Raw genomic sequence first — 550 nt, 5'->3', positions numbered from 1 at the left:
AGGCCCGGCAAGCGGGCTTTGAGCCGCACGTGGCCGAGCCGCGCCGAGCCGATCCTGTCGCGAGTGGCGCCCGTGCCACCGGCTATCCCCATTTGTCCTACGAACACCGGGACGTTATTGATAAAGCGATCGCCCACGCTGCGGCTCAGCAAAAATATAGCGAGAGCACGGTCCTAAAATACAGGTATGCCCTTCGCCGATTGGCAAATGATCTCGGCGCTCGTGGCCAAGCGATTGACCTAAAAAATCACCAATCCCTGGTCGATCACCTCGATGCTTTCTTTCCGAAAAACGATGATATGAAGAGGGCCTTGAACGTCCTGCGTGCCTATCATGAGCCGGGCTATTCAGCGGCTGTTGGTGCCCCGGCTAACCGCTATCCCCATCTGTCCGACGAACACCGGGACGTGATTGACAAGGCGATCGCCCACGCTGCGGCTCAGCAACACCATAGCGCGCCGACGCTCCGAAATTACACGTCTGCACTTCGCCGATTGGCGAATGATCTCGGCGCTCGTGGCCAAGCGACTGATCTAAGAAATCACCAATC

At 58.0% G+C, this 550-nt stretch carries 1 pseudogene; it reads left to right on the top strand.

Annotated features, from left to right (window positions below):
- Positions 1-92 precede the first annotated feature (92 nt).
- Positions 93-550: pseudogene (locus AC0L26_RS31985) on the top strand (Ulp1 family isopeptidase); the annotation flags it as partial.

The organism is Mesorhizobium sp. WSM4823 (assembly GCF_055811195.1).
Note: the sequence above shows the minus strand (reverse complement) of the source record. Positions and strands in the feature narration are given on the sequence as shown.